The organism is Gluconobacter sp. ESL1110 (assembly GCF_058107395.1).
Genome location: NZ_JBYLUK010000004.1, coordinates 61188 through 75923, shown reverse-complemented (window position 1 = coordinate 75923; position 14736 = coordinate 61188). Strand labels below are relative to the sequence as shown.

10 protein-coding genes are annotated in these 14736 nt (G+C 56.0%); 9 read left to right on the top strand and 1 reads right to left on the bottom strand.

Translation table 11 applies throughout. The features are described from left to right. The first annotated feature begins 16 nt into the window (after positions 1-16). The 9 genes from glmU (at position 17) to AC3B6F_RS01600 (ending at position 13113) form a co-directional block, all read left to right on the top strand. Complete coding sequence (gene glmU / locus AC3B6F_RS01640) at positions 17-1351, top strand: bifunctional UDP-N-acetylglucosamine diphosphorylase/glucosamine-1-phosphate N-acetyltransferase GlmU (RefSeq protein ID WP_489823175.1); 1335 nt, start codon at positions 17-19, stop codon at positions 1349-1351. Beyond that, a complete protein-coding gene (gene glmS / locus AC3B6F_RS01635) occupies positions 1351-3177 on the top strand; it encodes a glutamine--fructose-6-phosphate transaminase (isomerizing) (RefSeq protein ID WP_023942559.1) in 1827 nt (608 codons plus the stop codon). The genes glmU and glmS overlap by 1 nt, the downstream gene beginning before the upstream one ends. Before the next feature lie 92 nt (positions 3178-3269). Beyond that, on the top strand, positions 3270-6230 hold the full coding sequence (locus AC3B6F_RS01630) for an FAD-binding and (Fe-S)-binding domain-containing protein (RefSeq protein ID WP_489823174.1): 2961 nt from the start codon (positions 3270-3272) through the stop codon (positions 6228-6230). 17 nt (positions 6231-6247) lie between these two features. Then, complete coding sequence (locus AC3B6F_RS01625; RefSeq protein ID WP_489823173.1) at positions 6248-7822, top strand: hypothetical protein; 1575 nt, start codon at positions 6248-6250, stop codon at positions 7820-7822. Between the two features lie 52 nt (positions 7823-7874). After that, positions 7875-8843, top strand: a complete 969-nt coding sequence (thiO, locus tag AC3B6F_RS01620; protein WP_489823172.1) for a glycine oxidase ThiO — start codon at positions 7875-7877, stop codon at positions 8841-8843. Between the two features lie 40 nt (positions 8844-8883). Further along, on the top strand, positions 8884-9081 hold the full coding sequence (gene thiS / locus AC3B6F_RS01615; protein ID WP_010501562.1) for a sulfur carrier protein ThiS: 198 nt from the start codon (positions 8884-8886) through the stop codon (positions 9079-9081). Positions 9082-9084: 3 nt separating this feature from the next. Continuing rightward, positions 9085-9870 carry a thiazole synthase gene (locus AC3B6F_RS01610; protein ID WP_062505687.1) on the top strand — a complete coding sequence of 262 codons (786 nt, stop codon included), beginning with the start codon at positions 9085-9087 and terminating at the stop codon, positions 9868-9870. Further along, entirely contained in the window at positions 9870-10475 is a 606-nt protein-coding gene (locus tag AC3B6F_RS01605; RefSeq protein WP_010501559.1) for a thiamine phosphate synthase, read from the top strand. The genes AC3B6F_RS01610 and AC3B6F_RS01605 overlap by 1 nt, the downstream gene beginning before the upstream one ends. A gap of 73 nt (positions 10476-10548) precedes the next feature. Beyond that, the gene (locus tag AC3B6F_RS01600) at positions 10549-13113 is read left to right on the top strand and encodes a cation:proton antiporter (protein ID WP_489823171.1); all 2565 of its coding nucleotides are present in this window, start codon (positions 10549-10551) and stop codon (positions 13111-13113) included. On the opposite strand, the gene AC3B6F_RS01595 is transcribed toward AC3B6F_RS01600, so the two are convergent. Further along, positions 13081-14574: a peptide MFS transporter gene (locus tag AC3B6F_RS01595; protein ID WP_489823170.1), complete on the bottom strand. Its 1494-nt coding sequence runs from the start codon at positions 14572-14574 to the stop codon at positions 13081-13083. The two genes, AC3B6F_RS01600 and AC3B6F_RS01595, sit on opposite strands and share 33 nt — an antisense overlap. Positions 14575-14736: the final 162 nt, after the last annotated feature.

Below are 14736 nucleotides of genomic sequence, written 5' to 3'. Positions count from 1 at the left end.
ATACCCGGGACGGAACATGACCAATACCGCACGCCACACCACAGCCATCATCCTTGCAGCGGGCCTCGGCACGCGCATGAAGTCCCGCCTTCCCAAGGCTTTGCACCGTCTTGGAAACCGTCCCATGATCACACATCTGATCGAGACTGCCCGCAAAGTCTTTGACGATGTGGTTGTGGTGGTTGGGCCTGATATGCCCGAGCTTGAAAAAGTGGTTTTGCCCTACCGAACGGTCGTGCAGACCGACCGCCTAGGAACGGCGCACGCCACCAACATGGCAAAAGACCTGTTCGGTGACGGTGACATTGCCGTCCTATATGCCGACAATCCCCTGATCACCGCAGACACAATGCGCAAGCTCACGGCAGCTCGCCAGACCGGGGTAAGTCTTGCGCTTCTTGGTATGCGCCCGTTCAATCCCGGTCGTTACGGCAGGATTGTCGAAGAACAGGGGCATGTCAGCCGGATCGTCGAATTCAAAGATGCAACCGAGGACGAGCGACAGATTACGCTGTGCAATGCGGGCGTCATGTGCGCGGGTGCCGATGATTTTCGGACATGGCTTGCAGCCGTCGACAACACCAACGCACAAAGTGAATATTACCTGACGGATGTTGTCGCCATGGCCGCCACACAGGGGCGTGTTCAGTGTGTCGAGGCTCCTGAAAGCGAACTCGCAGGCGTTAACTCCCGAAGTGAACTGGCACAGGCAGAAGCCACACTTCAAGCACGGCTCCGGGCTGCTGCCATGGACGCGGGTGTAACGCTTGTCTCTCCTGAGACCACCTTCTTCAGTACAGACACGGTTCTGGAAGCGGATGTCGTGGTTGAACCAAACGTCTTTTTCGGACCGGGCGTGACAGTCCGCAGCGGCGCGTTGATCCGGGCATTCTCACATCTTGAAGGATGTACAGTCGGTGAGGGCGCCATGATTGGCCCCTATGCCCGTCTGCGTCCCGGTACGGTCTGCGCCGCAGACACGCATGTCGGAAATTTTGTCGAACTCAAGAATGTGGATCTCGGTCGCGGCGCAAAAGCCAATCACCTGACCTATCTCGGGGATGCGTCCGTCGGCGCGGAAACCAATGTTGGGGCAGGGACAGTGACCTGCAATTACGATGGGTACTTCAAGCACCGCACCATCATCGGTGAACGCAACTTCATCGGGTCGGACTCCATTCTCGTGGCCCCCGTCACGATTGGAGACGACGCGCTGATCGCTGCGGGAAGCACCATTACGGAAGATGTTCCGGCAGAAGGTCTGGCGTTCGGACGCGCCCGTCAGATTGTCAAACCAGGTCGCGGCCTTGAAATCAAACAGACCCTTAAAGCCAAAAAGGAGCAGGGCTGATGTGTGGAATTTGTGGCGTTGTAGGCCATCGTCCAGCCACCCCGATCGTTTTCGAAGCGCTGCGTCGGCTTGAATACCGCGGTTATGATTCTGCCGGTATCGCGACCCTGTCCGCCGACGGTACCATTGATCGCCGTCGCGCAGCCGGCAAGCTCGATAATCTCGAAGCTGTTCTGAAGGCTGAACCCCTCAGCGGCACAACAGGCATCGGCCACACGCGGTGGGCCACTCACGGCGCACCGACAGAAACCAACGCTCATCCGCACGCTGCTGGCCGGGTCGCAATCGTCCATAACGGAATTATCGAGAACTTTGCCACACTAAAGGCCGAGCTCGAAGCACAGGGCCGAATTTTCCTGTCTGATACGGATTCAGAGACCGTCGCCCATCTGGTTGATTTTTATCTGGATCAGGGCAAGACGCCGCGGGACGCAGCTTTTGCTGCCATCAAGCGCCTTGAAGGCGCGTATGCGATTGCCATCATTTTTCAGGGCCATGACGGCCTCCTGATTGGCGCCCGTCATGGTGCTCCTTTGGCCGTCGGCTACGGCGAAGGCGAGATGTTCCTTGGCTCCGACAGTCTGGCTCTCGCTCCCTTGGCAAGCCGCATCACCTATCTGGACGATGGCGACTGGTGCGAACTGACGCCTGGCAACGTCATCATCTTCAATGGCGAAGGTCAGGAAGTCAGCCGCCCGATCCAGAACATTGCGTTTATGGCCGGACAGGTCGGCAAAGATGGCTATCGCCACTATATGGAAAAGGAACTGCACGAGCATCCGGTCGCCATCGGCCAGACGCTTCAGCGCATTACCGACCCTGCCTCCAAGACCATCGCATTACCGGCCATGCCGTTCGACCCGGCTCAGGTTCCTCGCATCACCATCACAGCATGCGGTTCCGCTTTCTATGCTGGCATGGTCGGCCGGTACTGGCTTGAGTCTCTGGCCCGTGTACCCGTCGAAATCGATGTTGCTTCCGAAATGCGCTATCGGGACGCGCCACAGCCTGACAAAGGGGTTGCACTCCTCATTTCCCAGTCCGGTGAAACGGCAGATACGCTCGGCGTTCTGCGTAGCCTCAAAAAGGCCGGGCAAAGTATCGTGTCTGTTCTTAACGTCGAACATTCAACGATGGGACGTGAGAGCGATCTGGTTCTGGGGATGGTTGCTGGTCCGGAAATTTCGGTAGCTTCTACCAAAGCTTTTACAGCACAATTGTCTGTTCTTGCAGCTCTTTCCATCGACTTCGCACGCGCACGGGGCACGATCGATAAGGCTCGCGAAGAAAGCCTAACAGCAAACCTCCTCGATCTTCCGTCCCGTGCAGCTGAAGTCTTCACGCGGGTTGAGGCCATTCAGGCCATGGCGCGTGTTATCGCAGAAGCCAGAGATGTCCTGTATCTGGGGCGCGGCATCTGCACGCCAATCGCTTATGAAGGCGCCTTAAAACTCAAGGAAATCAGCTACATCCATGCAGAAGCTTATGCCGCGGGTGAACTGAAGCATGGTCCGATCAGCCTGATTGACCGGACCGTTCCTGTCGTGGCGATCGCACCCTCCACAATCCTGTTCGACAAAACCCTGTCCAACCTGCAGGAAGCCAAGGCGCGTGGTGGGCGCATTCTGGCCTTTACAGATGCGGCGGGTGCAAAACGCCTTGAAGGCATTGCAGAACATATTGTTGTACTGCCGGATGTAGATGCTTTTGTTGCTCCCATTCTCTACGCAATCCCCGTCCAGATCCTCGCTTACGAGGTCGCACTGCTGAAGGGCACGGATGTGGACCAGCCTCGCAATCTGGCTAAATCCGTCACGGTGGAATAAGGACATTTTCTTCCGGTTGGCGGGGCTTTCCAAGACGCTTCATTTCGCGGAGGATAGCCCCTCAACACATGACGTGAATGGGAGAAAAAATCATGGGTGGCGATGCAGCTTTATCAGGTGGAACCGTACATTCCGGTCTCACTCTGGCCGCATCTGAGATTGCCGCCCGTGATACTTTTCTGAGCCGGCTAAGAACTGAAGGATTTGAAGGGGACATCACCCCACAAGTTTCGGCACGGCTAGTGGCAGCCACTGACAACAGCATCTATCAGCAGCTTCCTGTTCTGGTCCTTTATCCCAAAACTCTCGAAGATCTGAACCGGGCGGTTCGTGCGGCTGCCGGAGGACATCTGACACTTGCGATACGCGGTGGCGGAACAGGCACCAATGGCCAATCCCTGACGTCCGGGGTCATCGTTGATGTAGCCCGCTATCTTGACCATATTCTGGACTTCGATGCCGAAACCGGCTTGGTCGCAGTCGAACCTGGCGTCGTCCTCGCCAGACTGAATGCATTCCTGAAGCCGCACGGCTATTTTTTCCCCCCGACAGTCTCAACCGCAACCCGCGCTACGATCGGAGGCATGGTCGCCACTGACGCGTCAGGCAAGGGGTCGCGCCTCTACGGCCGCACGTCCGATTACATCGAGACAATGGACGTCGTATTGTCCGATGGGTCTGACCTGCATGTCGGGAAGCTTTCACAAACCGACCTAAAACAAGCTGAAGCACGAGAGGATCTGCCCGGACGCATCTATCGTGAAGTTCATCGCGTCATCACGGATCAGGCTGACGAAATCCGTCGCGTTTTCCCGGATATGAACCGTGGGCTCACAGGCTATAACCTGCAGAATATTCTGCTCGAAGACGGACGGTTCAGTCTCGCTCGCCTGCTCGCAGGCTCGGAAGGGACACTCGCTCTAACAAAGCGCATGGTGCTGCGCGTGCGACGCCTTCCGAAGTTCAGACAACTTCTGGTCGTCCGCTATGCCAGTTTCGATCATACACTACGAGACGTGCAAACCCTCCTTCCAGCCAACCCTTCGGCTATCGAAGTGCTGGATGACCGGGTCCTGGAAAAAGCAGCGCAGGATATCGTCTGGCAGTCTCTTGAAAGTGTTCTGGGCGCTCGTTCCGAAGTCCCGGTTCGAGGGATGAGCTTCGTCGAATTCGTAGGGGACGATGCTACTCATCTGCATCAGCAGATGCAGGAAGCCGTGACTCTTCTTGAGAGCTCCCCTTTCGAAGTCATTGATCACAAACCAATTTCAGATCAGGAGATCATCAACCAACTCTGGACCCTGCGAGAAAAATCCGTTGGGCTTCTAGGGCGACCTGATGGCCACAAACAGGGCGTGGCTTTTGTCGAGGACACAGCCGTCCCGCCCGAAGCCCTCGCAGATTATGTCGCTGAATTCCGTGCGATCCTCGACCGGTATGCTCTGTCCTATGGCATGTTCGGACATGCTGATGTTGGATGTCTACACGTTCGACCCTTTCTGGATATGCTTTCCGAAAAAGATCGGGCCCTGATCCGGCCAATTTCAGACGCTGTCGCAAACCTCACCAAGAAACATGGCGGATTGCTATGGGGGGAACACGGGCGAGGTTATCGTGGAGAGTTCTCTCCTTTGTTCTTCGGGGAAACGCTTTTCAAAGAGTTGTGCCGGATTAAGGAAGTCTTTGATCCTGAAGATATTTTCAATCGTGGAAAGCTTGCTCCGGTCGGAAAACTCCATCCCGTGGACCGCATAGACGGCGTCCCATTCAAAGGTGAATTCGACGAGCAGATCTCTGATGATTTCAGAGAAAATTTTGGCCTTGCCGTTAGCTGTAACGGGAATGGCGCCTGTTACAATCGTGAGCCAGATATGGCGATGTGTCCGTCTTACAAGGCAACGAAGGACAGAACCCAGTCGCCTAAAGGCCGCGCAACGCTTCTGCGGAGTTGGGCACGTCTGAACGCGCTGCCAGATGATGCTTCCGACAAGAATGCTTTGCCAGAACTGACGGCAGAACTTAAAGCCTCGCTTGACACCTGTCTGTCCTGCAAGGCTTGTGCGACCCAGTGCCCGATCCGCGTGGATATTCCCTCCATGCGCTCGAAGTTTCTGGATCTGTATTTCCAGACACGGCAACGCCCGATGCGAGATTATCTGGTGTACTGGCTGGAACCACTTCTTGGGATTGGGCGACGGATGCCACAAATCGCCAACGTCCTGATGCAAAATCCAATTTCAGCCGGTCTGCTCAAAAAAATTGGGCTGGTCGATTTGCCAGTACTGAAACCGGCCACTCTCCCACGCACAGCACTTCTGACACAGAGCTGGCTTCGACAAGCCGCAAAGAATGATCGCTCTGTCGTGCTGATTCAGGATTCCTTTACCGGCAGCTTCGATGGTGACGTCATCGAAAGTGCGTACCAGCTTTTGTCGTCCCTTGGCATGAACGTGCGGATCACGCCTGTATGGGATAACGGCAAGGCACGGCATGTCCGGGGCTTTCGCAAGGGATTTGCCTCCACGGCACGCGAAACCCTGCGGCAACTCCGTAACATCAATCGCCATAATGTGCCCGTTATTGCCCTTGATGCCGCAACGGGATTGATGTTTGAGCAGGAATATAAAGACGTTGCAGGCATGGAGTCCGTTCCAGCAGTGCTCTCTCTGGAAGGCTTCCTAAAACGCCAGATCGACAAAGGCATAGTGGCCGAAAAGCCTCCTGCAGGAGATATGACGCCCCTGACGGTTATTTCACATTGTACGGAACAGGCCGTCCGCCCCGGCAGTGCACAGGACTGGGCCACAGTTCTGCAACATCTTGGTGTACAGGCTCAGGCTGGCAAAGCCGGCTGTTGCGGTATGGCTGGTCTGTTCGGCCACGAACGAGAGCATGCAGATCTTTCGGCGACCATTTTCGAGCAGAACTGGGCAGCGAAAGGCGATGTTCTGGCGACAGGTTTCTCCTGCCGTTGCCAAGGAAAGAGGCTGGCAGGAAAGCGTCCTGCGCACCCCGTGGAAATTCTCGCCGCACAACTTCATAGCAAGACATAAGAAATCCATACAAAACCATGAAATTAAATAATTTTACTGGTTGCAAAAAGCTTTCTTCCACCCTGTTTTTTTCAACTTTATCCTTACTGTATCTTCTACTGGCCATTCGGGTTTCATCCCTCTGGCCAAAAACATCTGATCAAGCTTCGTATTTTCTCGCAGGCCTGGATGTTCTTCGCGGAAACTGGCGCCTCAAAGGCTGGGTTCTGACGCCTCCCGATTTCTGGACGTCAGATATTCCCCTGAGCGCAACCTTGGCCGCGTTCTGGTATGCTCTTGGCCATCCTGCGAGAAGCCCGTTTTTGCTGATGGTACAACCCGCCATTCTCTGGACTGGCGTCGTAGTCTCCGCCTTTGCTGTAGTTTTTCTGCGGCTCCCGGATCGTCAGTCCCGCTTGGGAGCCGCTGCACTTCTTCTGCCAGTGCTGGCATTTCCGCTCCTGCGCGCACCAACAGCCTATTTCATCACGCTCTCGGCTATCCACATGGGCGTGCTGATCTATGGAGTGTGGGCTTTACACTGGGCTGACCGGTTCCTGTCGTCCGGCTCCTGGCGGTCACTATTCATTATGGCACTTCTTCTCTGCCTCGGCGTCATTGGGGATCCGTTACTGGCCATCACGGGAGCGGGGTCGCTGCTTTTATATGCCGCTCTGGCAAGAGAACTCCCAAAGAAACATCGTTTCCTTATGGCAGGTGCCACGCTTGTGGCCGTCATGCTCGCGAAAACCCTCCTGCACCTCAATGCTGCAACCGGAGGTTTTGAAACCGAACCGCTGGAGACGCGCTTTGCACCCTGGGAGCAGTTGAGCAGCAATCTGCTTACAACATTCCGCTCCATTCTGCTCGTCTATGATGCCGATCCTTCCGGTCAGGTCGTTAGTACAGTACTTCCGGAATGTCTGCGTCTGGCGCTTGTCGTTATGGCCCTGGCCGGAGCCTATCAGGTGGCCAGAACAGCCTGGGCGAGTGGTGGCCGGAATACACCCTTCTGCTCCTTCCTGGTTGTATCCGCACTGCTGGACTTTATCGCACTGGCCGTCAGCAATCGTATTGCGCTTGATGGAAGCCCGGTGGCTGTAGCGCGCTACCTTTTTCCTCTCTGGCTTGATCTGGCCTGCATTACCGCACTTGTCTGGCCCACACGACGTATGGCCATCACTATTTCGATAGCCGTGCTGGCGGTAACGCTCATCACAGATTACCGAACTCTCCCACCATACTCGACAGGGATCCTCAGCACGGAAGATAACCACCTTCTCAGCCGGCTGGAAAAAGACTTCCCTCCTGATGGAATTGGCACCTGGTGGAGTTCAGGCAATCTCGAAGTGGCATCCCTTGGGAAAATTCATGTGTATCCGGCGATGATACAGGGCAACGGAACGATTGCCCCATTCGTGCATATTCGCAAACACATGGACTGGCACTCTTTGGATGGCAAAGCGTTCTTCGTCGTCATTCCCCATCCCGAGGAAACCTTCAACGAGGCCGGTGCCATCAAAACTTTCGGCGCTCCCGCAGCCCGTGTCACAGAGGGCCGATACACCATTTTCCTTTACAACGCCGATCACCTTCCTGCGCGAGCCTCCTGACCGTCCGTAAGAGGTGTGTTACACCCATCGCGGTTTTTCTCAGGGGGCAAACATGACAGAACCTCACATTCTGGTCCGTGGAGCCGGGGTGGCCGGCATGGTCACCGCCGTTGCTCTTGCCGAGTGCGGCGCCCAGGTCACTGTGTATGATGCTGGTGGTCGCATAGGGGCGGGAGCCTCCTGGTTTGCGGGCGGGATGCTTGCCCCATGGTGCGAGGCAGAGTCAGCTCCCGATGAGGTCACCCAAGACAGCCTGTCATCACTAGACTGGTGGAAATCCCACGTCCCGGATGTAGTGCAGGCCGGAAGTCTCGTAGTAGCTCCACCACGTGACACCCCTGAACTTACGCGCTTCGGGCGCAGAACGAGTCACTTCGAGACAATAGGCGTTGAGCGCATCAGAGCCCTTGAACCCGATCTGGAAGATCGCTTCGACAGAGCGTTGTTTTTCGCGGAAGAAGGACATGTTGATCCGCGCAAAGCGCTGGTAGCCCTTGGAGACAAGCTGGCTCACCATGGTGGAATAATCGTCTCCAACGCTGCGATTGATACGGCCTCTTTTGACTGGATCGTCGACTGCACAGGTGTCGCCGCACGGGAGATGCAGAAAGATCTGCGAGGAATGCGTGGAGAGATGGTGCTTCTGCGCTGTCCCGAGATCACACTTTACCGTCCGATCCGGATGCTGCATCCGCGTATTCCGGTTTATATCGTGCCACGTGACAATTCGGTCTTTATGGTAGGGGCCACGATGGTGGAAAGCGATGATACCCGCGCCATCACCGTCCGCGCCATCACGGACCTTCTGAACGCGGCCTACACGCTCCATCCAGCCTTCGCCGAGGCTGAACTTCTGGAAGCCAATGCCGGACTGAGACCCGCTTACCCGGACAATGTCCCGCGCGTTCGAAGAGAAGGCAACGAAATTTCCCTTAATGGCATGTACCGTCACGGGTTCCTGTTATCTCCCGCGCGTGCAAGGGAAGTCTGTGAGATCATTTTCGGAACAGATCGGGCCTGAACCCTTTCTTCCTCGTACCCCCCTGGATGGGAGAGACATCATGCAGATCACCGTTAATGACGAGCCCAGAGAGGTTCACGCCCGAACTCTTGGAGCCATTCTTGATGAACTCGGCTACGGGAAAGCCCGCGTCGCTACGGCCCTGAACGGTTTTTTCGTTCCAGCAACGCAGCGCAGCGTCAAAGCTGTGGACGAGGGGGCCGTCCTCGAAATTCTGGCCCCGATGCAGGGAGGCTGATGCATGAAATTTTACGGCACCGAACTGTCCTCACGCCTGATGCTGGGGACAGCGCAATATGACAGTCCGGCCATTCTTGCCGATGCGGTTAAAGCCGCTCAGGCTGGCGTCGTGACCGTATCCCTTCGCCGTGAATCTGCGGGTGCTCAGGCCGGGCAGGCATTCTGGTCGCTGATCCAAAGTCTGGATGTCCCCGTCCTGCCCAATACGGCTGGCTGCCACGGTGTCCGGGAAGCGGTCACAACGGCGCAAATGGCCCGCGATGTCTTTGGAACCAACTGGATCAAACTCGAAGTCATCGGGCAGGGCGACCTACTCCAGCCAGATGTGTTCGGACTTGTGGAAGCAACCCGTATTCTAACGGAAGACGGGTTTCAGGTATTCCCCTACACGACGGAAGATCTGGTCGTTGCGGAGCGCCTTCTACGAGCTGGTGCGGAAGTTCTCATGCCTTGGGGCGCACCAATTGGCTCGGGCAGGGGCCTGAACAATCTTTTCGGTCTGCGGGCTCTGCGTGGACATTTTCCGGATGTGCCCATGGTCGTGGATGCCGGGATCGGTAAGCCATCCCATGCGACCGCCGCCTTCGAACTGGGGTTCGATGCCGTCCTGATCAACACAGCCGTCGCCAAAGCTGGTAATCCGGCAGAGATGGCAAAAGCTTTTCGTCTGGCATGTGAGGCCGGTCTGGCAGGGTATGCGGCAGACCCTATGGAAGAACGTGATATGGCGGTGCCCTCGACCCCGACACTGGGTCTGGCCCGCACTCTTGGTGGAGAAATGCTCTGATGTCCCGTCTGCCTTCAAAGATATATCCGGTTGTTGACCATCCCCGTTGGGTTGAGCGTCTTGGGGGGGCGGGTGCACGCTTCATTCAGCTTCGCCTCAAGGATCTTCCACCCGAAGAGCTGCGCGCGCAAATCGAAACCGCGCAGGAACTCGCCGTACGCCATAATGTCGCCCTCGTGCTGAACGATTACTGGGAGCTGGCAATCGAACTTGGCTATGAATGGCTGCACCTGGGACAGGAAGACCTTGATACCGCTGATCTTGATGCCATCCGACAGACAGGCATCCGCCTTGGTATCTCGACCCATAGTCATGAAGAGTTGCAACGCGCTCTGGCCTGCAAGCCGGATTATGTTGCGCTTGGTCCAATCTGGGAAACGAAACTGAAGAAAATGGCGTTTGGTCCTCAGGGCATTGAACGTCTGACGGAATGGCGGGAACTGTGCGGTGACGTTCCTCTGGTCGCCATCGGCGGCATAACGCTCGAACGTCTGCCATCCTGCCTGAAGGCCGGAGCGGACAGCGTGGCGGCCGTCAGTGATTTTATTCGCGTAGACGACCCGGAAAGTCAGGTGAAACAGTGGCTTGCAGCCGCTGACACATAATTTGAAGACAACGCTATCTTACAGCGGAAACGCTCTCTAGGATGGTATTCGAACTAAAAGGGTACGGAATACAATGATGGTGACAGGGCTTGCAGCCGTTCTTCTCGCAATTGCGTTCCTGCTCACGCTCGTCAGCATCATTCAGCCTCTGGCCAAACGGCTTGAGATTTCCGAAACGGTCCTGCTTGCCCTCGCTGGTATTGTTCTGGGCGGGGCGGCATCGCTCATTGTGCGCTCATCCGCCACAGACCTGCTGGATGGAGCGGCTGAAGCCCTGATCTATTTTCCGATCAACAGCGAAGCCTTCCTGCTGATCTTCCTGCCCATCCTGGTCTTTCAGGGCGCCATGGCCATTGACGTAAGACGTCTGGCGCATGAAACGGCCACTGTTCTTCTACTGGCCGTTGTCGCGGTTGTGGTTTCAACCGCGACGATCGGCTTTGCGCTCTACCCTTTTGCTGGTCAAAGCCTTGTTGTCTGTCTTCTTCTAGGCTCCATCGTCGCCACGACCGACCCATCCGCAGTGGCCGGCATCTTCCGGGAAATCGGCGCTGCGTCGCGACTGACGCGCCTTGTTGAAGGCGAGGCACTCCTGAACGATGCAGCCGCCATCGCAATCTTCGCCATCCTGCTGGCCTCGGTCACCTCACACCGACACATCCATCTGGGTGAGGCCGTTGTTGATTTCGCATCTGCCTTCGGTGGCGCAATCGTCGTGGGTGTCTGTCTGGGTCGGCTGACGCTGCTCCTGATCGCAGGTCTGGGTGGCGCACCTGCCGCAGAAATCACACTAACACTCGCTTTGCCCTACACGGTCTATATCCTGTGTGACGAAATGCTCGGCTTCTCCGGCGTGGTGGCAACAGCTGCTGCTGGCCTGACAGTCTCTGCTTACGGACCCTCGACATTCCGTCCGCAGGTCTGGCGGTTTCTCAACGACCTCTGGCAGCAACTGGTCTTCTGGGCCGGTTCACTCGTGTTCCTGCTGGCGTCCATGCTGGTACCACGCCTGCTGATCGGCATGACCCGCTGGGACTGTGTACTGATCCTGATCGCCAGTGTGGCCGGGCTACTGGCTCGCGGTGCCGTTGTGTTCGGCCTACTTCCCATCCTTGCTTTCACAAAGCTTTCCCCACCAGTGCCAACACCGTTCAAGGCTACCATGGTCTGGGGCGGTCTACGCGGCGCCATCACGCTGGCGTTGGCGCTGGCCGTGACGGAGAACCAGAGCGTCTCCAGCCCGGTTGCCCACTTCATCGGTATCATCGCAACGGGCTTCGTTCTGATCACGCTGCTGGTCAATGGCACGACGCTGCGTTCTCTTGTGTTGTTCCTGAAGCTCGATCAGCTTTCACCAATTGATCAAGCTATTCGTCAGCAAATTCTGGGCATTGGTCTGGGCGAAGTTGCAGAACGTACCCGCGTCATGTCCGACGAACTGGGATTCAGTGAGCAAACACGCATTGGCGTCATCAGCCGCATTGAAAAGCGCGCAGAAAAGGAGAGGGCGGCCAATAATTTTGAATCTGCCCTGAGTGACCGGGCCCGCGTGAATATCGCGCTTATCACGATCGCCAATCAGGAGCGCTCTCTGCTTCTGGATCTCTTCCGCATCCAGGGCCTGTCACGTCGTGTGATGGAGACGCTTCTCCGCACTGCCGAGGCCATGTCTGATGGCGCCCGTCTTGAAGGACGGTATGGATACGTCAAAGCCCTGAAGCGCCGCCTCCAGCCACCTTTACGCTTCCGGATTGCTCAGGATCTGCACAGTCGCTTCCATTTCGATGAGCCACTGATGTATGCAATGATGGAGCGCTTCGAAATGCTCATCATCGCACATCTGGTCTCCCTGTCGCTGCAACGCTTCGTCCGTCAGCGCATGGAACCAACACTGGGTCCACGCATTACGGAAATCGTGTCTGAAGTTCTTGGTCGTCAGCGCAAGCTGCTCGACGATGCACTGGAAACATTGCGTCTCCATTATTCCGGGTACTCAGAAGCCCTGGAGAGCCGGATTCTGCGCCAGATCGCCCTTCGTCTCGAAGACGAGGAGTACGACGCACTCCAGGCGGACAACCTGATTTCCGAAGAACTTCATAGGGAACTCCATCGCGATATCGAACGTCGGAGCGCGCGCCTCGAAGCGCCTTTGCGGTTCAACCTGAAAAGCGGCATCGAACAACGTTTGAGGGCTTTTCCGGCGTTCAATGGCGTGCCCGATAGTGTTTTACACACACTCTCCCGCAAGGTAGCGATGCGTTTCGTGTCTCCAGGGGAAGTGCTGTTCAAGCGCGGACAGAAAGTCCGAACCGTTTACGCTCAGGTGGCAGGACTGGCGGAAGTTCACCTACCTGAAAGGGAAATCCTGTTCGGGAGCGGGGACCTTATTGGTGCGGCCAGCGTCATTCGGAGCGAGCGTATGCCCGGTACAGTGCGCGCCCTTCAGTTCAGCCACTTGCTGGCCATTCCCAAGCCCGTCTTTGAGCGTCTGATCCACGACTACCCGATCATTCAGCGTCTTATCATCGCTCGCAGCAATAAGCGGGCAGACGGACTGCTGGACCCTTACGTCCTGCAAACGGCAGAAGGCGTCAGACTGGCTCCGTCACAGGATATGAGACGGATTGTCTCGCCCTGAAGGCACATGTTCCGGGGCCAAAAGGCTCCGGAACACAATTGAGCATGTCAACAAAATCACCCCCGCAACCAAGCTGGCTCCACTGTGGAGGAGCCAGAAGGGAACATCTCCAATATGCCCGATCAGGGTTGAAAGCTTACCGATGGTCAGATTGGCCATGAAGAGATGAAGCGAGAAACAGGCTACGAAAATCGTATTCAAGCTCACCGGCGCAGCACGGGAATACATTGCCATTCCAATGGCATAGCTCATACTAAAGCCAATATCGTTGATAATATGAAAAGCCAGTCCCCAGAATAGGCTGATCTGATGAGGCTCAGGATAAAGCCATGATGCAAGCGCCAGAACAGCCGGGCCTGACGAGGCAATAAAAGTGCCTATGGCCACTTTGGTGATTTCTGCCGGGTCTGGCCTGTGTCGGGCATACATTCGCCAGAACCACAGTACGGAAATTGTCATCAAAGTGCTGATGAAACCATCGAACGAGACGAGACTGCTGACAGGGAACAGATGTCCGAAGAACGTCAGCTGATAATGCTCACGCCCCCACAACAGATATCCCTCAAAGATCTCATCATTTGGCAGCGCACCTAAAGCCAGCACCGGCAGCAACGCCAGCAGAAGGACGCTCGTTTTTTTCTCGCGGGATGTCAGGCGCGGGCGAGGGGATGAAGCCTTGAAAACCGTATCTTCTGGCAGCCAGCGACGCCCGAAGAGATAGACAATCAACCCAGTCAGCATCCCCAGACCGGCAGTTAGAAACCCCCAGTGCCATGCTTTCATTGCCAACATTCCACAGAGGGCAGGTGACACAATAACGGCAGCCTGCACACCGAGAGAGTAGATCTGATAAGCGTCCGACCGCCGACGGTCATCAAGTGCATAAAGCGCACCAACCTGCGCCCGCAGCCCTCCGGCAGCTCCAATACCCAACAGAAGAAAAACAACAGCCAGCACGAAGCTCCAGTCGAACGACATCAGGACATGCCCGACCGTCATTAGAATGGCTCCCAGGAGAATGGTCCGGGTTTTCCCCAGGAACCGGTCTGCCACAAAGCCGCCCAATAGGGGCGTCGCATAAATCAGAGCTAGGAATAGTCCTGTTATGGCACCAGCTGTCGCCTGAATCCCAACAGGAGCATAAAGAATGTCCAAAACGGCTTTCACAGTTCCCATGCCCCAGACATTTTCAATATGTCCGGGCTGAAGAAGATGATCAGCCAGATACAGAACGAGAATGGACTGTAATCCGTAAAGGGAAAAGGCGACCCATCCTTCCGTCAGGACAAGAACCCAAAGACCCCGCGGATGACCGAAGATCTCCTTACGATCAGGGACGGTCAAGGCATCGATAACGGGATCATTAGGGAGCACTTCAGTCAAAGCAGACCTCGGAAGCGAAAGAGGAAAACCTTTCGTAGCGGTCAGTGCGACGTAGGGTAAAGAGGAAGAGAAGGGCATTGGCAAAATGCCAATATGAAAATCTATGGCAAAATGTCCCAATCGCAATCTATGGCAAAAAGCCATAGACCTCATCACATAATTCTTTGTGGCTTTTTGCCATGAAAGAAATCACCTGATCCCAAAGATATATTTTCTTGGAAAAATCCCCGGAAAACTCCC